This window comes from Mesorhizobium sp. CCNWLY176 (genome assembly GCF_037153935.1).
In the GTDB taxonomy this organism is placed as follows: Bacteria; Pseudomonadota; Alphaproteobacteria; order Rhizobiales; family Rhizobiaceae; genus Mesorhizobium_M; species Mesorhizobium_M zhangyense.
This window is the reverse complement of sequence record NZ_JBBBDZ010000015.1, coordinates 92,645-111,367: the sequence shown is the minus strand read 5'-3', so window position 1 is coordinate 111,367 and position 18,723 is coordinate 92,645. Positions and strand designations below refer to the sequence as shown.

The window sequence follows — 18,723 nt, the reverse complement described above, 5'->3', positions numbered from 1 at the left end:
CGAAGGAACGCAGCCTATCCCGCTATCAGCCCCACCTCAATCCCGGCGGAAAATGATCCGCCCGAGCCAGCCGGTCAGCATCGCCAGCCCGACGGCGAAGACGCCGAACCAGAAGGCGTGGTTGTTGGCGAAGCGGTAGATGGTCTGCTCGAAGCCGGATTTGTAGATGGCGAGCTGGGCCGAGGTCTCCTTGACGAAGACGCCGTTGCGGAACAGGAAGGCGCGCGCGCGGTGCGTGCCGACGGGCACGTTGGGCGCAAGCGAAAGGGCAGCGCGGAACAGGTTGGCGGACAGGAACTGCACGCCGCCGATGCGCTCGCTGTAGAGGCCGGTCGCTTTCTTGCGCTCGCGCAGCGCCGCCGTGAACTCGGCGATCGTCACCGGGTCGTCGGTCGTGTCTGCCGGCTGGATATAAAGGTTGTCCGCACCCAGTGCGAGCTGCTTGTAATTCTTCGGCTCGGCTATGTCGCGGAACGCCCGCGTCGTGGCGACGGAGTAGGAGGAGGGGACGTTTTCGAATGTCTCCGAATCCAGGTTGATCCACATGCCAAGCACGCGTTCCTTGCGCCGCACGACGACGGGCTTTGCCGGTCCCTCCAGCACGACGATGACGTCGTATCGGCCCTGCCGGTTGATCAGCGGATCGGCGTTCTCGACCGCGCCGAAGATCGTCAGGTCCGCGCCGCTGAAGTCGGCGGTGATGGCGACGCGGTCGGTCGACAGGCCGATCTGGATGTTTTCGGGATTGGGTAGCTGAGCTTGCGCAAGTGCTGCCCCGAATGCCGGCAAGGCCGCGACGAGCGCGGCAGCAAAGATCGCCGCCAGCCTCACAGGTGGCCCCCGTCGATGCCGGTGAGGGAGTAAAGCGTGTTCGGCCGCACGAACAGGTCGAAGGCAAGGCGCAGCGCCACCGCCAGCACCAGCAGCGCAAGCAGTGCGCGAAGCTGTTCGCCGCGCAGCTTCTGCCCGGCCTTGGCGCCATATTGCGCGCCGGCGACGCCGCCCACCATCAGCACGAAGGCCAGCACGATATCGACTGTCTGGTTGGTGGTGGAGTGCACGATGGTCGTATAGGCGGAGACGAAGATGATCTGGAACAGCGAGGTGCCGATGACGACATTGGTTGGCACTTTCAAGAGATAGATCAGCGCCGGAACCATGATGAAGCCGCCGCCGACGCCCATGATCGATGACAGGAAGCCAATGCCGGCGCCAAGCCCGAGCACGGGAATGACGCTGACGAACAGCTTCGAGGCGCGGAACCGCATCTTCAGCGGCAGGCGGTGAATCCAGTTGTGCTGGCCGGATTTCTTAAGCGCCGGTGCTGCGCCATCCTTGGTCTTGCGGATGGCGTTGACGCTTTCCACCATCATCAGCGCACCGACGGTGCCGAGCAGGATGACGTAGAGCAGCGAAATGAACAGGTCGAGCTGGCCGATGGCGCGCAGCAGCGCAAAGACATAGATGCCGAGCGTCGAGCCGACGATGCCGCCCAGAAGAAGCATCGTTCCGAGCTTAAAATCGAGCGTGCCGCGCTTGAAATGGGCAAGCGCGCCGGAGAATGACGAGGCAATGACCTGGTTCGCGCCGGTGGCAACCGCAATGGCCGGGGGGATGTTGTAGAAGATCAAGAGCGGCGTGATGAGGAAGCCGCCGCCGACGCCGAACATGCCCGACAGAAACCCGACCGCGGCGCCCATTGCGAGCAGCACGAGGATGTTGGCCGATAATTCTGCGATCGGGAGATAGATGCCCACCCGTCAAACTCTACGCTATGTGCCTGCCGGCCAAGACTGTCCCTTGCCCTCGGTCGTTACATTGCTCTTGCGCCGACATTGCGGCGAAGTCAAACATCAGGGGCAGTCTAAAACAAAAAGCATGTCAGCGGGTTAACGGCGACCGCCATTAGCGGTCGTATTTGAAAATACGTTTGTGTGTCTGCCGGTGATCGCATCGCGTTGATACTGCCTTGGCGATAGTAACGGGACCGGTCAGTCGCCTCGACGGCGGTCCAACGCAGGTCATCACACGATGCCCACGGGAGTTCGAGGCAGTCAGTCTCAAGCAGTCGGACTACCCAAGGATGGGCACTCTGGAGACAGACACAAGGGGCTTCATTCCTTCATTGAAAAGGACAGATACCTCCTTGTTTCGACTCCTGTACATTCTTACTTCTGTGTAAGATTCTTCTTCTGAATTATCATTTTCAGGAAACTCATCGGTTGTTTTAAGTATAGTTGAGATAATACCTTCCGGCAAATTTGAAATTTTCCTCCCGTCTTGCAGAAAAGCGTCATAAGTTGAAATGTGATATACCTTGAAATGGCTTTTTCGAGCCTGGCACGGAAAAGAGCGTGTTTATCACGCCGACATCTATATATTTCCCGTCGATTTCAAATCGAATTTCAAGTGTGTCCAGTGAGGCATCGCGCTCGCTAAGCGCCACTTTCCATCCTATCGCGGCTTCAACCAATTGATCGAGCGCCATGTCGAGGTAAAAGGGGTGGATTCCATGTCCCTCGACAAATTCAAAGTTGACAGGGGATTTGGCTTTTGTCCCTTCACCCATAAGTCTCTCCTTTGCGGCTTTCATTTCGTGTCTTCCTGGCTTCATTGCAGCCCTCGAAGCTTGTTTCGTGCTGGCCCGCTGTACACCCCTCCGGTCGGCCAACTATCTGCCATAGCAGCGGTGTCCTGAAGGATCGACATCTTTCATTTGAGCCTTGACAGTCCATCGCCCCTCACCGATCGGCCAGCGCCAGCCTCACACCGAGCAGCACGAAGGCGCCGGCGAATGTACGGCGCATCCAGGTCAGCACGCGCGGGCGCGAGATGACCTTGTCGCGCACGGATGCCGCAAACAGCCCGTAGCCGATGAAGACGACGAAGGTCATCGCCATGAACACGGCGCTCAAAAGCAGCATGCGCGACAGCGGATGCGTCTCGCCGGTGCTGACGAATTGCGGCAGGAAGGCGAGGAAGAAGATCGACAGCTTTGGATTGAGGATGTTGACGAGGACGCCGGTGAGGGCGACCCGGGCAGCCGAGCGTTCCGTGATCTCCTCGTCGACCTTCAGCGAGCCGTTCTCGCGCAGCGCGTTCCAGGCCATGTAGAGCAGATAGGCGACGCCGGGATATTTGAAGATGTGGAAGGCAAGCGCGCTGGTGTGCAGGATCGCCGCCAGCCCCATGATTGCGGCCGCCATATGCGGGACGATGCCGACGGTGCAGCCGAAGGCGGCGGCGACACTGGCGCGCGCTCCCTGCGAAAGGCCGGTCGCCAGCGTGTAGACGACGCCGGTGCCGGGCGACACCACGATGATGAAGGACGTGATCAGGAATTCGATGCTCATGTCGGTTCTCCAGTGAGAAAACCGATTTGAGCCGGGTCGGGGCCTGTCGTCTTGAACGAAATTGCAGGCGGGTCAGGCGACAGCGGCTGCGTAGGCTCCGGGCGATATACCGTATTTGCGCGTGAAAGTTCGCGTCATGTGGCTCTGGTCGGCAAAGCCGCTGCCGGCTGCGGCCTCGGCCAGTGGCGTCCCTTGCGCGATCAGCCGGCGGGCGAGGTCGGTTCGCCGCTGCATGAGATAGGCGTGCGGCGTGAAGCCGGTCGCGCGGGCAAAGCCGCGCAGCAACTGGAACCGGCTCATGCCGCTGGTGCGCGCAAGGTCGGCAAGCGTGACTGCCGCGACAGGCTCGTCGTCGATCAACTGCCTTGCGCGCATGATTGCCATGGGCGCGGCGTGCAGGGTTGCCGGCTCGTCCCTCTCGCGCAGCACGCCGGCCAGCAGGCGCAGCAGCAGTTCCTCGCGCAGCAGGTCGGGGGCGTCCTCGGTGATTGCGGTGTAGAGGCGGTTGAACAGGCTGGCTACTTCGGCGTCGGTCTTCGTCGGCCATACGAATTCGCAGTCTTTCGACGCGCCTTCACTCATGTCGCAGAATGCGTTCTGGATGACCGCCGGATCGAAATAGAGCATCCGCCACGACCGCCCGGCATCACTGAGCGGCATGCCGTCATGGACCTCGCCGGGGTTGACGGTGATGGTGTCGCCGCGCCCGGACTCCACCATGCCACGCCCGCTCAGCGACTTCTGCGCGCCCTGATGGATGACGCCGACGCCATATTGCTCATGCCAGTGTCGCGTAAAGGCGTGGCGTGTAGCGGCCTCAACCGCTTCCACGCCGGCGGTTCTGCAACGGAGCATCCTGAATTGGGCGGCTGGCATTCTTTTTCGCGCCTTCGATGTTTGCCGCTTGGACTATAGCAAGCAAAGGCGGACCTTTGCGACCGGGTTCGTCGCAAATGTCCGGGTCTCCGGCGCCGTAATCAAAAACCGAGGCAGATGGCTCCCAGCACCACCACGGTGCAAGCGAGGACGCGACGGGGCGTCAATGTCTCGCCGAGAAAAAGCCACCCGATCAGGGTCGCGAACACGACGCTGGTTTCCCGCAAGGCGGTAATGGGGCCGGCTGGTCCAAGGGCGAATGCCGCTATGACGACGCCATAGGCTATGAGCGCAACCAGGCCGCCGCCGAGCGCTTTCAAGGTTTCGGGCGAACGTATGTCGATAACGAGCTTGCCGCGCACCAGAACGAAAATCATCGGCAGCAGCGCGCCATAGATAACCACCACCCATGCAGTGTAAGCGCCGGTATGGCCTGATTGCCGCACGCCGATTGCATCGACCGTCGCGTAAGCCGCGATGATCGCGCCCGTTGCCAGGGCAAAGAGGATCGACGAGGTTGCCGCCCTGCCTTTCCCCAATGAAAGGCTCATGATGCCGGCTGCCACGAGGACGACGCCGGCCGTCTGGTAGGTGTCGAGGCGATCGCCGGCGAGCAGGAATCCACCGACAGTCACCAGCAGCGGCACGGTGCCGCGAACGATGGGATAGACCTGTCCCAGTTCGCCATTTCTGTAAGCGGCAACCAGAAAGATGCTGTAGCCGACCTGAAGACACGCCGACAGAGCAATATAAAGCCAGGCCGAACTTGCTGGCAGGGGATAGATGAAGACGAATGGAAGCGCGACGATCGTGCCGGCAAGGCTCATGACCGTGACGGTCCAGAGCCTGTCGGCACCCGTCCGCAGAAAGGCGTTCCATGTTGCGTGCAGGATCGCGGCAAAGAGCGCCAGACCGACGACTGCTGTGCTCATTGTGGCAGCTTGGCAAGAAGGCCGAGAGCGGCGTTTCTCGCATCCCGGATGGCGGTCTCTGCTTGACCCATTTGACCCAGAAGGGTCGCGCCCTCGAGCAGCATCAAAAGCGCCGATGCACTGCTCTCTGCCTGATCTTCAGGCAAAGCCTCTTCCAGAATCCGGCGCATGCGCGTTTTCAGGCCGTTCTTCTGGTCGGCCACGGCCTTGAAAACCGGATGGGCGGGATCGCCAAATTCCGCGAGCGCATGCGCGAACAGGCAGCCATGGAAATCCGGGCTTTGGAACCAGTACCCGTACCAGTCGAAGACTGTCATGATCTTCTGTTCAGGCGTGGCGTCAAGCTCGGCGAGCCGATCGAGCTGATCGTCGAAGCGCCGTGCCCGCCAGGCGAGCACCTCGACAGTAAGGCCGTCCTTGCTTGGAAAATGGCGGTACATCGTCATTTTCGCCACGCCCGCCTCGGCGATGATCCGGTCTATCCCGGTGGCGTGAAAGCCTTCGCGCTTGAACAGCGCATAAGCCGTTTCGACGATATGCTGGCGCTTTTCGCTATTGCCGTAGGTCGAGGACATGAGACAGATCCGATAGGGTGAGACAGGTCTGTCTCATTATGCCTTGGCGAAGCTTTCGTCAACGTGGAACGTCGCACAAGGGGGGGGACGAACGGCAAATCGTGCCTTGAAAAGCTATTTGCCGGCCTTGCGCCGTATCCATTCGTCCGCGACATCGCCCATGGTTTTGCCGGTCCCGTCCCTGATCCACTGCATGAAGCTAACGTCGAACTTGAAGTCCTTGCCGCATTGCGCGGTCATGAACCGTCGGACATTCTGTGTGCTCTTGTAGCTTGCCGTCACGGGCGTATCGCGGGTGATCGGGTTGCTGTGCCAGTCGAACTTGACCATCGAAACCCCACGCTGTTCAGAGCAAATTTCAGGATCGGTCCGGAACGATATCCTGCCAGGCATGAATGACGGATAGCGTATCGGCATCAAAGGCAAAATAGCAGCCGCCTCCGCTGATCGGCTGGCCTCTATTTTGCGAAATCGGCTCGCCTAAGAGATCGCACAGCAACAGCGTTCCGACCCCACCGTGAGAGAATATGACCACATCTCCCTTGCCCTCTCTATCGCGGATGCATTCGGTCACTGCCGCTTTGACGCGGCGCTGTGCGTCGGCTGCGGTTTCCCAACCCAGCACGCTTGCATCGGGATGCGCGAAGAATTCCGCGACGATCTCCCAAAAACGCGGCGGCGCTACATAGCCGGTGGACGTGCGGTCGTTTTCGCCGAGGCGAGGGTTTATGCGGAATTCGAGGTTGCGCAGAGATTTGAGCGTCTCCGCACAGTCCAGCGCCTTGCGCTCGTCGCTGACGAAGACGTCGGTCACCGAATTCAGGAATGGGCGCGCGCAAAAGGCCTGGAGGCGTTCGTGACCCCGGCTGGACAAGCCCCACTGCGGCACGGGCACCTCGGGATCGATGACGACCTCGGGGTGCGTGACGAAGTAGGCGACTGCCATTATTTGTTGAGCGCCAGCAGTGCCCGCACGACCTTTTCGTCGATCTCGCCGTTTGCATCCATGCCGTTGGCCTTCTGGAAGGCGGCGATGGCGTTCTTGGTCTTCAGGCCCATCACGCCGTCGGCGCCGCCGGCGTCGTAGCCGTTCTTGTTGAGGATGGCCTGGATGTTGCGGACGGCCTTTTTCATGTCGACGCTGGCGGTCGTGCCCTGGCTTTCCTGCCAGGCTTCGGGGATGTCGACCGAGTTCGATGCCGTGTCGAGCGGCTTTGCCTTCCACAGTTCGGTTGCGGCGCGGGCGCGTTCGAGCTGTTCGGGACGCAGTGCGTGACCGATCTCGTCGCGCTTGGCGGTGGCGTCCTTGTCGCCGGTCTTGGCGACGAGGGCGAACCATTTGTAGGACTCTTCGAGGTTCTGCGGCATGCCGACGCCCTTGGCAGCGAGGATGCCGAGGTTGAACTGGCTGTCCTTGACGCCGAGTTCGGCGGCCTGGATGAACCAGCGCGCAGCCGATTCATTGTCGGCGGTGCCGTCGGCGCCCATGGCGAACAGAACGGCCAGATTGTGCATGGCGCTGGCATTGCCCTGGCTGGCGGCCAGCTGATACCAGGTCTTGGCCTTGTTCACGTCGCGTTCGACGCCGAGGCCCTTTTCGTAGAAATTGCCGATGCGGTATTGCGCCGGTGCAAATCCTGCCTCGGCCGATTGCTCGTACCATTTGGCGGCAGTCTTCATGTCAGCCTTGACGCCGCGGCCGTCCGCATAGCGCGAGCCGACTTCGAACAGCGCCTTGGCATCGCCGGAACCGGCTGCCTCGCGCAGCGCCACCGGGCCGGCTTCCGTCGGCACACTGACGGCAGCGGTGGTAGATTGTTCGATAGCCGCAGGCGTTGCTGCCGGGCTGGCGGAAGCCATTACCGGGTTGGCAAACATGGGCTCGACAGGGGTGTTTATGACTGCCGCCGGATTATCGACCGACTGCTCGATCGGAGACGTCGATGCCGTCGTTTCGGGTGCCGGGGGAGGCTCGGTGACGGCAGCGGTCGCCTCTTCCGGCGTTGTTTCAGGATCGGCGGCGAGGCTGTCCTGCGGCAGGTCGACGGTGCGTGCGACCGGGGCTTCGCTGCGGGCGTCGGCAAGGCTGTCCATCTGGACGGGGGCGGGCGCCTGCGGTACTTCGGCCATGGCCGTCTGAGCGGGTTGTTCCGCTGGCTGCTCGATTGCCGGCGTGACAACTTCGGCCACTTCCGCATCGCCGGCCATGAAGGCCTTGCCGAGCTGCAGGCCGGCCAGTGCCATCATGATCGCGGCGGCGGCCATCAGGATCGGTTTGCGGCGTGCCTTCAGGAGATCGCCGATGCGCAGCGCCTTTACCGGGCCCTTGAGGCTGGAATCGCGCTTCAGCGCTTCGGCTTCCGCAGCCGCTGCCTGGGCGGCGCGGCGCGCGGCGGCGATGAAGTCGGCCTTGGCGGCTTCGGTTTCGACAGGCTTTGCCGGCTGGCCGCGCTCGTCGCGAACACGGCGCATGATGGCGTTGAGGTCGGGCGCGCCGGAACCGGGTTCGAGCGGCCGATTGGCGAATTTGGGATCGAGCGGCTCGTCCAGGTCGAGGCTCGGTGCTTCGTCCTTGGCGACGGCGTCCACTGGCTCCGGGATCGCGGCTTTCGCCGCCTGCCCCTTGCGGCCCTTGAAGACGCGGCCAAGCCCGCCGAACATCGAGCGCGAACCGGCCTCCGGCTCGTCGTCGGCGATCGTGTCCGAATCCAGCGCAGCACTTGCTGCCGCAGCAGCTGCCTGAGCCGGCGTGAGCGAGCTGGCGACGCGTGAAGGCGAGGGGCGATCTTCGCCCTCGACCAGCGGCAAGCCGTCGTCGAAATCGAGCGACGGCGTGTCCTGCAGCGTCATCTTGCGCAGCGTGTTCAGGGGCTCGGGCTCGACCTTGCTGGCCGGGCGCTCGTCCTGTTCCAGCGAGCCAAGCCGGTCGACGATCTTGAGCAGCGTGTCGTGGATTGCCTCGAAGGTCTTGGTGTTGCGCTCGTCGGAGCGGCGCGTCAGCGCTTCCAGCGCCTTCAGGTCGTCGGCGAGGCCGGTGACCGCCACTGTATGCGTCTGCGAACCCGACAGCGAGCGTACAGCGCTTTCGGCGGCCTGCCGCGCGGCCTCGAGGATGCTGTCATGGCTGCCGGCGATCGACTTTTCGATGTCGTTGAGGCGCGGGCCGATATCCTCGAATTCCGGCAGCGGGCTCGACGGGCGGGCGAGGTGCTGCGACAGGCCGGAAACCTGCGCTTCGAGATTGCGGATCAGGTCCGGATCGATATTGGCGAACTGGCTGGCAGACGAATCGAGTCGGCTTGAAATGCTTTCGAGCCGTGCTTCGAGCTTGCGGATGGCGGCGTTGTCGGCCGGTTCGGGCTGGCGGGCTTCAAGACGTTCGGCAAGCGTGGCGAAGCGCGCGTCGATGGCGTCCATGATGCCGCTATTGTCCAGCGCCGGCGCATGCGCGCGCTGGTCGAGGCGGTCGGCGACTTCATCGAGCCGGCGCTCGAGATCGCGGAACAGCGTGTTGCTCTGTTCGGCAGCGTCGCCCTGGCGGCGTTCGATCATATCGGACAGGTGATAGAAGCGCTGCTCGATGCCCTGGAAAATATAGTCCGCATCCGGTGCAGCCGGTGCGCGGTCGATCTTGTCGGCGATGATGGCGATCTGCTTGCCGAGACGCTCGACCGCGGCTTCCGGCAGGTGGATCTGCTGCGTGATCTGGTCGACACGGCTGGAAAGCAGGCCGAGGCGCTCCATGACCTCATTGCCGGTCGGCTGGTCGCCGGCGACTTCCTCGATCTGGCGGGCCAGTGCTGAAATCCGCGCTTCGATGCGTTCGAAGGGTGCCGGGTCGAAATTGGGCAGCGTGGCTGCGGCAGTGGAGGCGACGATGGCGCGCGAGATCTCGTCCAGCCGCACCTCGATCTGGCCGAATGTGTTGGCGTCGGTATTTTCCTGCTGGCGGGCGAAATGGTCGACCGCGCCGGCCAGCGTGCGCACCTTTTCCTCCAGCGAGCGCAGCGACAGAGATTCGGGCAGGTTGTTGACGGCGTCGTTGATCTGCTCGAGCCGCGAGGTCAGTGCGGAAATCGCCGGGTCGTGCGATCCGGTCGATATGCGATCCTCGAAATCCGTCCAGCGCTTGTTGAAATCGTCCCAGCGGCGATCGACCGAGCGCACCGTTTCTTCGCGCGCCAGCAGGTCGAGCGAGCCTTTGACCTGCTCCAGTTCCAGCCGGAGCATGTTGATGCTCTTGTCGTCGCTGCGTTCGGAAAGCGAGTGGATGGCGCTCGACAGGCGCTCGAATTCGACGCCGAGTTCGTCGCCCCCGCCCTTGGCCGCACCCGAAGCATAGGCGCGCCGGATGTCCTCGCGCACCGCCTCGAATTCGCGGCGCATACCGGACGTCACCTGCTGGCGCAGGTCCTCGCGCAGCGCCTGCAGTTCCGCTGCGATCTTGCCGAAGGCTGCGACGCCGTCTTCCTGCGCGCGCACGCGGTCGAGGTCGCGGGCGATCGTCTGGTAGGGCTGGTCGTAGGCGGACGCGCGCGGTGCCGGCTGCGGGGCGGCATAACGGTTGTCTTCCACGCGGTTCTGGCCGTAGGGCAGGTCGGCGAAGCGCTGCTGGCGGCGCATGTCGTCGCGCTCGCGTGAGAAGTCGGGTCCGGCATCCTGCGGCCGGCTGAGGCGCTGCTCGAGATTCTCAAGCGAGCGGTTCAGCTCCTCAAGCGTGGTGTGAGGCTTGCGCAGCCTGCCGGTATTGAGTGTGTCGAGATAGGACCGCTTGCTGTTCATCAAAACGCCCATTCGCCCCTTGCTGGCTTTCGGCCAGGTTCTTCAACTTCCCCATCGGCGCGGATGCGCCCGCATCCGCGGGGCGCGTCCTCTCAAACGTGAACAAATCGGAATAATGATCATCCACGGCGGACCGACATGCGCACATTTCCCCCAACGTGGTAAACAAGTTGTTAACCAACCTTACCGCGCGGCAAAGAATGCAACGAAAAGTCGCAAAACAGTTTCATTCAGTTGGCGCTTGCAACGTAACGGCACTCTGAGTATAGCATTTACGTAAACGTAAGCGGTGCTTGAGCACCCTTGCGCAGTATTCGTTGAAACCACGAACGGAAGCACAGCCCCGATTGCTTTCGTTCAGGCCCCGCCGGTCAAACCGCGGTGGCCAACGGGGAAGCAAAAGAACATGACGATGAAGCTTATGCAGGCCGGCAACACTGCGGCCATGACCGAAACTGTTACCGATGCGGCGGAGAACGATCTTTCCCGCATCGGCGAAATAGCCAAGAAATACGGCGTGACCCTGCGCACGCTTCGTTTCTATGAAGACAAGGGCCTGCTGAATCCGAAGCGGGAAGGCAGCACGCGTCTTTACACCCATCGTGAAGAGGCAAGGCTGAAGCTGATCCTGCTCGGCAGGAAGGTTGGCTTCTCGCTGCGCGACGTCAAGCAGATGATGGATCTCTACGATCCCAAGGGCACCAACGCCAAGCAGCTCAAGCTCGCTCTCGACAAGTCTGAAAAGCAGCTTTCGCGCCTGCACAAGCAGCGCGAGGCGATCGAGGACGCGATCGGCGAACTCAGCAACGCCATGTCGGCGGTGCGCGGCATGCTTGCCGACCGTCCGCTGCCGGTTGCAGCCAACGGCTGACCCGGTGCTGATGCCCAAAGGCCGCTTCGGTCTCGGGCATTTCGAAAAATAAAGCCACACAATGTCCGACGACATTGTGTGGCTTTTTTCATATTGCCGACGTGGACTTGCGGCTAGCTTTGCGGTCTCTTGCCGTCGTCCTCCTTCAGAAAATTCACAACCATGAAAAAATTGACGTTTACGCAAACGTCAATTATTGCTATGGCGATCTGGAAAGCGGACTCGACGCTTGAATCACGGGCGTCGGGAGCCGCATAGTGTTGTGGCGGAGGATTCAAAATGCCGACATACCGGGCCCCGGTCGAGGATACGCTTTTCGTGCTGAATGAGGTGCTCGGCTATGAGCGCTACAGCAATCTTCCCGGATTTTCCGACGCAACGCCCGATGTGCTGGAAGCCATCCTGGCCGAGGGCGCGAAGCTTTCCGAAAACGTGCTCCAGCCGACCAACCGCACCGGCGACCTCGAAGGCTGCGTGCGCCATGACGACGGCTCGGTGACGACGCCCACGGGCTTCAGGCAAGCCTACGACCAGTATCGCGAAGGCGGCTGGATGGGTCTTGCCGTGCCAGCCGAATATGGCGGCCAGGGCCTGCCTTACTCGCTGCACACGGCGGTCGCGGAATACATGATCTCGGCCAATATGGCGCTGATGATGTATCCCGGCCTGACCCAGGGCGCGATTGCGGCCATCCTCGTCCACGGCACCGACGAACAGAAGAACACCTGGCTGCCCAAGCTGGTCGAGGGCAGCTGGACCGGCACCATGAACCTGACCGAGCCGCATTGCGGCACCGATCTCGGCCTGCTGCGCACCAAGGCCGTGCCGAATGGCGACGGCACCTACAAGATTTCCGGCCAGAAGATCTTCATCTCGGCCGGCGAGCACGACATGGCCGACAACATTGTCCATCTGGTGCTGGCGCGTATCGAGGGCGCGCCAGAAGGCGTGAAGGGCATTTCGCTGTTCATCGTGCCGAAATTCCATCTCGACGCCGACGGCAATCCCGGTGAGCGCAACGGCGTTTCCTGCGGTTCCATCGAAGAGAAGATGGGCATCCATGGCAATTCCACCTGCGTCATGAATTACGACGAGGCGACCGGCAAGCTGCTGGGCGCTGAGAATGGCGGCCTCAAGGCCATGTTCACGATGATGAACGAAGCCCGCCTCGGCGTCGGCCTGCAGGGGCTGGCAATGTCGGAAGTCGCCTATCAGAACGCGGTGGCCTACGCCAAGGAGCGCATCCAGGGCCGCTCGCTGTCGGGTCCGAAAGCCCCGGACAAGAAGGCCGATCCGATCATCGTCCACCCGGACATCCGCCGCAACCTGATGACCATGAAGTCCTTCAACGAGGCCGGCCGCGCGCTGGTTTTGTGGACGGCGCTTAAGTCGGATGTTGCGCATGGCTCGGGCGACGATGGCGAGCGCCAGACGGCGGACGACCATATGGGCCTGATGACGCCGATCGTGAAGGGCGTGCTGACCGACAAGGGTTTCGACCACGCCGTCATGGCGCAGCAGGTTTTCGGCGGCCATGGCTACATCGAAGAACACGGCATGAGCCAGTTCGTGCGCGATGCCCGCATCGCCATGATCTATGAGGGTGCCAACGGCATCCAGGCGCTCGACCTCGTCGGCCGCAAGCTCGCCATGAATGGCGGCCGCGCCGTGCAGGCCTTCTTCAAGGAAGTCGGTGAATTCTGCGAGGAAAACCGTTCCGACGAGAAGCTGGCGCCCTACACCAAGGCGCTGAAGAAGGGCCTCAACGACCTCCAGGCCGCCACCATGTGGCTGATGCAGAACGCGATGGCCAAGCCCGACAATGCCGGGGCCGCCTCGACCGACTATCTGCACCTCTTCGGCCTCGTCGCGCTCGGCTATATGTGGGCGCGCATGGCCAAGACGGCGCAGGGTAAGCTCGGCAACGGCTCAGCCGCCTTCTACGAAAACAAGCTGGTCACCGGCCGCTATTTCATGGAGCGGGTGATGCCGGAGACGGCCGCACATCTCGCCCGCATCTCCAGCGGCGCCGACACGATGATGGCGCTGGACGCGGAAGCGTTCTAACCTTCAATTCCAGCGCATCTCTGTTCAAGTTTGAACGTCTTCATTATATGATCGGGATGGGAGGTCCTGTTTGATGACAACAAATCCCGCAGAAGTGCTTGGTCTGCCGAAGCCCGAATGGGCCGGCGAAGACGTGGCCATGCTCTACGACATGGCGTCGAAGTTTCTCGAGGCCGAGATCGCGCCGCGCTACGACGAGTTCGAGAAGGCCGAGATCTTCGACCGCGAAAGCTGGCAGAAGGCCGGCGAGAACGGCCTACTCTGTGCTTCGATGCCGGAGGCATATGGCGGCTCGGGCGGCACGTTTGCCCATGAGAGCGCCATCATCGAAGCGATCAGCCATGTCGGCGTTGACGGCTTCGGCATCGCGCTCCACAATTCCATCGTCGCGCCTTACATCCTCCACTACGGCTCGGAAGAGCAGAAGAAAAAATGGCTGCCGAGGATGGCAAGCGGCGAGCTGATCGGCGCCATCGCCATGACCGAGCCGGGTGCGGGTTCCGACCTGCAGGGCGTCAAGACGCGCGCCGAGAAGGATGGCAACCAGTACCGCATCAATGGCTCAAAAACCTTCATAACCAACGGCCAGCTTGCCAATCTGATTATCGTCGTCACCAAGACCGACCCGGCCAAGGGCGCCAAGGGTACGTCGCTGATCGTGGTCGAGACGGACGAGGTCGAAGGTTTCGAGCGCGGCCGCAACCTCGACAAGATCGGCCTGAAATCGAACGACACCTCGGAGCTGTTCTTCAACGATGTCCGCGTGCCGACCGCGAACCTGTTGGGTCATGAGGAAGGGCAGGGCTTTGTCCAACTCATGCAGCAACTGCCGCAGGAACGCCTGCAGATCGGCACGACCGCGATCGCCATGGCCGAACGGGCGCTGGCGCTGACCATCGACTACGTCAAGGAGCGCAAGGCGTTCGGCAAGACGATCCTCGACTTCCAGAACACGCAGTTCAAGCTTGCCGAGCTGAAGACCGAAGTCACCATCGGCCGCGTCTTCTACAACAATTGCGTCGAGCGTCACATTAATGGCGGGCTCGATCCGGTAACGGCATCCATGGCGAAATACTGGCTGTCGGACCTGCAGGGCAAGGTCGTCGACGAATGCCTGCAACTGCATGGCGGCTATGGCTACATGAACGAATATCCGATCGCGCGCATGTACCGCGACGCCCGCGTACAGCGCATCTATGGCGGCACCAACGAGATCATGAAACTGTTGATCGCGCGGAGCCTGTGAGTGAAAATTCTTGCGGCGCTGTCGATTGTGATTGGCCTTGCCGTATTGCCTTCTGAGGTTTCTGCGATGGAAAAATTTCCGATGCCGAAGACGGTCTACGAAACAGACTATCGATCTGCAGCGGAAGAGTTGATCCTTGGTATCAATACCCTTCAACAGTCGGGTTACGAATTTGAGGAATTTCCTGCGGACGTACTGGCGATTTACTACAACGATTTCGTTCTTCTGGAGTTGATCGAGGGCGGAGCCGCTAATTTTCAGGAAACGCAACTGCCACTCCATCCGTTGACCAAGAAGGACATTTTGAACGGACTATCCAGAATTGGTGCCGAGAAGCTTGGAAACGTGTTCCGGCAAAATTTCGTGGATCGTGACGGTGGGGACAGTGCCGTGATCGACAGGTTCGTCAAGGAAGCATCGCAGACTGAAGATGTTCAGGAGCTGAATGCCCGGTTGTTCTGGACGTCCAACCAAATCGCCTGGAAGGATGATAGCGAAGTTGACGCGGAGATCGCGGAACTCGCCGTCGCCAAGATGAAAAAGCCCAATTAAGGAGCAAGAAAATGGCTGACGCTTATGTCTATGACGCCGTGCGCACACCGCGCGGACGCGGCAAGAAGGATGGCTCGCTGCATGAGGTGCCGGCGGTAAGGCTCGGCGCCAAGGTGCTTGAAGCCCTGCGCGACCGCAACGATCTCGACACCGGCACGGTCGACGACATCATCTTTGGCTGCGTCGATCCTGTCGGCGAGGCGGGCTCGGTCATTCCGCGCGCTGCCGCCTTCGAGGCCGGCTACGACACCAAGGCACCCGGCATGCAGATTTCGCGTTTCTGCGCCTCTGGCCTCGATGCCATCAATTTCGGCGCGGCCAAGATCGCGCAGGGCGCGGACGATATCGTCATTGCCGGTGGCGTGGAATCGATGTCGCGTGTCGGCATGGGCATGTCGGGCGGTGCCTGGTTCATGGACCCGTCGGTCGGTTTTCCCGGCTGGTTCGTGCCGCAAGGCATTTCAGCCGATCTGATTGCCACGAAATATGGCTTTTCGCGCGACGACGTCGATGCCTATGCGGTCGAGAGCCAGAAGCGCGCAGCACACGCCTGGGAAAAGGGCTGGTTCAGGAAGTCGGTTGTTCCGGTGAAGGACCAGAACGGCCTGACCATCCTCGACCATGACGAGCATATGCGCCCGTCGACCGACATGCAGTCGCTGGCTTCGCTCAACCCGTCCTTCGTCATGCCCGGCGAAATGGGCGGCTTCGACGCTGTCGCGGTGCAGAAGCATCCGGAAGTGGAGGAGGTCAACCACGTCCACCACGCCGGCAATTCGTCCGGCATCGTCGATGGCGCTGCCGCCGTCCTGCTCGGTTCCAAGAAGGCCGGCAAGTCGATGGGGCTGAAGCCGCGCGCCCGCATTCGCGCCTTCTCCAACATCGGCTCGGAGCCGGTGCTGATGCTGACCGGCCCGGTCGATGTGACGGAAAAGCTGCTGAAGCGCGCCAAGATGAAGATCTCGGACATCGACCTGTTCGAACTCAACGAGGCCTTCGCCTCGGTGGTGCTGCGCTACATGCAGGCCTTCGACATTCCGCATGACAGGATCAACGTCAATGGCGGCGCGATCGCCATGGGCCATCCGCTGGGGGCCACCGGCGCGATGATCTTCGGCACCGTGCTCGACGAGCTGGAGCGGCGTGATCTCAACACCGCGCTGGTGACGCTGTGCATCGGCGCCGGCATGGGCACCGCCACGATTATCGAACGCGTCTGACCGGGAGGAACAACATGAGCTACACAAATTTCACGGTCGAAACCGACGCTGACGGCATCGCACTCGTCACCTGGGACATGCCGGAAAAATCGATGAACGTCTTCACCGAGGAGGTGATGAACGAACTCGACAAGATCATCGATCAGGTCGCAGGCGACGCCGCGATCAAGGGCGCGGTCATCACCTCCGGCAAGGATAGTTTCTCGGGCGGCGCCGACCTGACCATGCTGAAGCGCATGCTGACGCTGTTTCACGACGAAGAGGCCAAGGACCACGACAAGGCGGTCAAGCTTCTGTTCGACAATGCCGGCCGCATGAGCCAGCTCTTCCGCAAGTTGGAGACTTCCGGCAAGCCCTGGGTCTCGGCCATCAACGGCACCTGCATGGGTGGCGCTTTCGAAATGTCGCTGTCCTGCCATGGTCGCGTCGCGGCCAATTCCGACAAGGTGAAGATGGCGCTGCCCGAGGTGAAGGTCGGCATCTTCCCCGGCGCGGGTGGCACCCAGCGCGTGCCGCGTCTGGCCGACCCGCAGTCGGCACTCCAGATGCTGACTTCGGGCCAGAACCTTTCGCCGCAGAAGGCAAAGGGCATGGGCCTGATCCACGAGATCGCCGAGCCGGCAATGCTGATCGAAACCGCCAAGGCGATGATCAAGAATGGGCTGAAGCCGGTCCAGCCCTGGGACGAAAAGGGCTTCAAGCTGCCGGGCGGCCCGGTCTATTCGGCTGCCGGCGCCAACCTCTGGCCACCGGCAATCGCCATCCTGCGTCGCGAAACCTACGGCAACTATCCGGCGGCCAGCGCGATCCTGAAATGCGTCTATGAAGGCCTGCTGATGCCGTTCGACACCGGCCTCAGGATCGAGCAGCGTTATTTCACCGAAATCATGCAGACGACGGAAGCGGCGATGATGATCCGCTCGCTGTTCGTGTCGCTGCAGGAACTCAACAAGGGCGCACGCCGCCCCGAAGGCGTCGCACCGACCAAGTTCAAGAAGATCGGCGTGCTTGGCGCCGGCTTCATGGGCGCTGGCATCGCCTATGTCACGGCCAAGGCCGGCATTCCGGTGGTGCTGCTCGACCGCGACATGGAATCCGCCGCCAAGGGCAAGGCGCATTCGGAAAGCCTGATTTCCGATCAGGTCAAGAAAAGCCGCGCGAAAGCCGAAGACAAGGACAAGCTTCTGTCGCTGATCACGCCGACGGCTGACTATGCCGATCTCGACGGCTGCGATCTGGTGGTCGAGGCGGTGTTCGAGGATTCCGAGGTCAAGAAGGGCGCGACCGAAAAGGCAGAGGCCGTGCTGAAGCCCGCGGCGGTGTTCGCTTCCAACACCTCGACCATTCCGATAACGTCGCTGGCGCAGAATTCGAAGCGGCCGAAGAATTTCATCGGCGTCCATTTCTTCTCGCCGGTCGACAAGATGCTACTGGTCGAGATCATCCTGGGCAAGAAGACCGGCGACAAGGCGCTTGCGGTCGCGATCGACTATGTCCGCGCCATCAAGAAGACACCGATCGTCGTCAACGACACGCGCGGCTTCTACGTCAATCGCTGCGTGCTGCGCTACATGTCGGAAGCCTTCAAGATGCTGATCGAGGGCGTGCCGGCGCCGATGATCGAAAATGCCGCGCGCGCTGCCGGCATGCCGGTCGGGCCGCTGGCGCTGACCGACGAGACGGCTGTCGACCTTGCCCAGAAGATCATGAAGCAGACCATTCGCGATCTCGGCGAGAAGGCCGTCGACCCCGAGCAGATGAAGCTCATCAACACCATGGTCGACGACCATGGCCGCTTCGGCCGCAAGAACGGCAAGGGCTTTTACGATTATCCGGCAAAGCCCGCCAAGAAGAAGCTGTGGCCGGGCCTGAAGGACCTCTACAAGCAGCGCAACCCCGACAAGATCGACTTCGAGGAGCTGAAGCAGCGCTTCCTCGTGGTGATTGCGCTGGAGGCGGCGCGCGTCATGGAAGAGGGTATCGTCACCGACCCGCGCGAAGCCGATGTCGGCTCGATCCTCGCCTTCGGCTTCGCGCCTTACACCGGTGGCACGCTGTCCTACATTGACGGCATTGGCGCGCAGAAATTTGTCAAGCTCGCCAAGTCGCTGCAGAAGAAATACGGCGCCGAATTCAAGGCGCCCAAGCTTCTCCACGACATGGCCGAGAAGGGCGAAACCTTCTACGAGCGCTTCGATCCTTATGCCAAGGCGGAGGCGAAGAAGGCGGCCTGACGGTCGCTTTCTGCG

16 protein-coding genes are annotated in these 18,723 nt (G+C 61.7%); 6 read left to right on the top strand and 10 right to left on the bottom strand.

Annotated elements, in window-relative coordinates; translation table 11 throughout:
* Nucleotides 1-36 precede the first annotated feature (36 nt).
* The 10 genes from WBQ96_RS22270 to WBQ96_RS22225 all read right to left on the bottom strand — a co-directional run bounded on the left by WBQ96_RS22270 (nucleotide 37) and on the right by WBQ96_RS22225 (nucleotide 10,518).
* Nucleotides 37-831, bottom strand: a complete 795-nt coding sequence (locus WBQ96_RS22270) for a TIGR02186 family protein (RefSeq protein WP_336554276.1) — start codon at nucleotides 829-831, stop codon at nucleotides 37-39.
* Entirely contained in the window at nucleotides 828-1,757 is a 930-nt protein-coding gene (locus WBQ96_RS22265) for a sulfite exporter TauE/SafE family protein (RefSeq protein WP_336554278.1), read from the bottom strand. The genes WBQ96_RS22270 and WBQ96_RS22265 overlap by 4 nt, the downstream gene beginning before the upstream one ends.
* 536 nt (nucleotides 1,758-2,293) lie before the next feature.
* Nucleotides 2,294-2,593 (bottom strand): hypothetical protein, encoded by a 300-nt coding sequence (locus WBQ96_RS22260; protein WP_336554279.1) that lies wholly within the window; start codon nucleotides 2,591-2,593, stop codon nucleotides 2,294-2,296.
* Nucleotides 2,594-2,741: 148 nt separating this feature from the next.
* Entirely contained in the window at nucleotides 2,742-3,353 is a 612-nt protein-coding gene (locus WBQ96_RS22255) for a LysE family translocator (RefSeq protein ID WP_336554280.1), read from the bottom strand.
* A gap of 72 nt (nucleotides 3,354-3,425) precedes the next feature.
* The gene (locus WBQ96_RS22250) at nucleotides 3,426-4,229 is read right to left on the bottom strand and encodes an AraC family transcriptional regulator (protein WP_336554283.1); all 804 of its coding nucleotides are present in this window, start codon (nucleotides 4,227-4,229) and stop codon (nucleotides 3,426-3,428) included.
* A gap of 101 nt (nucleotides 4,230-4,330) precedes the next feature.
* Nucleotides 4,331-5,161: a DMT family transporter gene (locus tag WBQ96_RS22245; RefSeq protein ID WP_336554285.1), complete on the bottom strand. Its 831-nt coding sequence runs from the start codon at nucleotides 5,159-5,161 to the stop codon at nucleotides 4,331-4,333.
* A complete protein-coding gene (locus WBQ96_RS22240; protein ID WP_336554287.1) occupies nucleotides 5,158-5,736 on the bottom strand; it encodes a TetR/AcrR family transcriptional regulator in 579 nt (192 codons plus the stop codon). Before WBQ96_RS22240 ends, WBQ96_RS22245 begins: the two co-directional genes overlap by 4 nt.
* Nucleotides 5,737-5,850: 114 nt before the next feature.
* On the bottom strand, nucleotides 5,851-6,066 hold the full coding sequence (locus WBQ96_RS22235) for a DUF6434 domain-containing protein (RefSeq protein WP_336554289.1): 216 nt from the start codon (nucleotides 6,064-6,066) through the stop codon (nucleotides 5,851-5,853).
* Nucleotides 6,067-6,094: 28 nt separating this feature from the next.
* The gene (locus WBQ96_RS22230; protein ID WP_336554290.1) at nucleotides 6,095-6,682 is read right to left on the bottom strand and encodes a histidine phosphatase family protein; all 588 of its coding nucleotides are present in this window, start codon (nucleotides 6,680-6,682) and stop codon (nucleotides 6,095-6,097) included.
* On the bottom strand, nucleotides 6,682-10,518 hold the full coding sequence (locus WBQ96_RS22225) for a peptidoglycan-binding protein (protein WP_336554292.1): 3,837 nt from the start codon (nucleotides 10,516-10,518) through the stop codon (nucleotides 6,682-6,684). Before WBQ96_RS22225 ends, WBQ96_RS22230 begins: the two co-directional genes overlap by 1 nt.
* A 406-nt stretch (nucleotides 10,519-10,924) precedes the next feature.
* Here WBQ96_RS22225 and WBQ96_RS22220 point away from each other — a divergent pair, with 406 nt between their 5' ends.
* The 6 genes from WBQ96_RS22220 (at nucleotide 10,925) to WBQ96_RS22195 (ending at nucleotide 18,708) form a co-directional block, all read left to right on the top strand.
* The gene (locus WBQ96_RS22220) at nucleotides 10,925-11,389 is read left to right on the top strand and encodes a MerR family transcriptional regulator (protein WP_165114515.1); all 465 of its coding nucleotides are present in this window, start codon (nucleotides 10,925-10,927) and stop codon (nucleotides 11,387-11,389) included.
* Between the two features lie 279 nt (nucleotides 11,390-11,668).
* Nucleotides 11,669-13,456, top strand: coding sequence for an acyl-CoA dehydrogenase (locus WBQ96_RS22215; RefSeq protein WP_336554295.1), 1,788 nt, complete (start codon nucleotides 11,669-11,671; stop codon nucleotides 13,454-13,456).
* 73 nt (nucleotides 13,457-13,529) lie between these two features.
* Complete coding sequence (locus WBQ96_RS22210) at nucleotides 13,530-14,702, top strand: acyl-CoA dehydrogenase family protein (RefSeq protein ID WP_336554297.1); 1,173 nt, start codon at nucleotides 13,530-13,532, stop codon at nucleotides 14,700-14,702.
* A complete protein-coding gene (locus WBQ96_RS22205; protein WP_336554299.1) occupies nucleotides 14,703-15,254 on the top strand; it encodes a hypothetical protein in 552 nt (183 codons plus the stop codon).
* 11 nt (nucleotides 15,255-15,265) lie between these two features.
* The gene (locus WBQ96_RS22200; protein ID WP_336554301.1) at nucleotides 15,266-16,474 is read left to right on the top strand and encodes an acetyl-CoA C-acetyltransferase; all 1,209 of its coding nucleotides are present in this window, start codon (nucleotides 15,266-15,268) and stop codon (nucleotides 16,472-16,474) included.
* 14 nt (nucleotides 16,475-16,488) lie between these two features.
* Entirely contained in the window at nucleotides 16,489-18,708 is a 2,220-nt protein-coding gene (locus tag WBQ96_RS22195) for a 3-hydroxyacyl-CoA dehydrogenase NAD-binding domain-containing protein (RefSeq protein ID WP_336554303.1), read from the top strand.
* Nucleotides 18,709-18,723 lie beyond the last annotated feature (15 nt).